The sequence below is a fragment of the Mitsuaria sp. WAJ17 genome (assembly GCF_014174515.1).
In the GTDB taxonomy this organism is placed as follows: Bacteria; Pseudomonadota; Gammaproteobacteria; order Burkholderiales; family Burkholderiaceae_C; genus Roseateles_B.
The window spans coordinates 1-300 of record NZ_JACJUG010000178.1 but is presented as its reverse complement, the minus strand read 5'-3'; the positions used below and the strand labels follow the sequence as shown (position 1 = coordinate 300).

Annotated in this window: 1 pseudogene; it reads right to left on the bottom strand. The window is 69.3% G+C overall.

The window, feature by feature from the left end:
• Positions 1 to 83 precede the first annotated feature (83 nt).
• Positions 84 to 300: pseudogene (locus tag H5407_RS23960) on the bottom strand (ABC transporter ATP-binding protein); the annotation flags it as partial.

Below are 300 nucleotides of genomic sequence, written 5' to 3'. Positions count from 1 at the left end.
GCACGGCAGCGTTCAAGGGCTCGGCCACCAGTTGGCGCCAGGCCACGCGCAGGTCAATGAATTTCATCGTCCGTTCCCCCTGCTCAGGCCGCCAGCGCATCGACGAGGATGCGGCCGTCCAGCAGGCGCAGGCAGCGCGAGGCCTGGGCGGCATGGGCGGGCGAATGGGTCACCATCACCAGCGTCGTGCCTTCGCCATTGAGTTCGCGCAGGATGCGCATCACCTCGTCGCCCTGGGCGCTGTCGAGATTGCCGGTGGGTTCGTCGGCGAGCAGCAGGGCCGGGCGCGCGACGATGGCA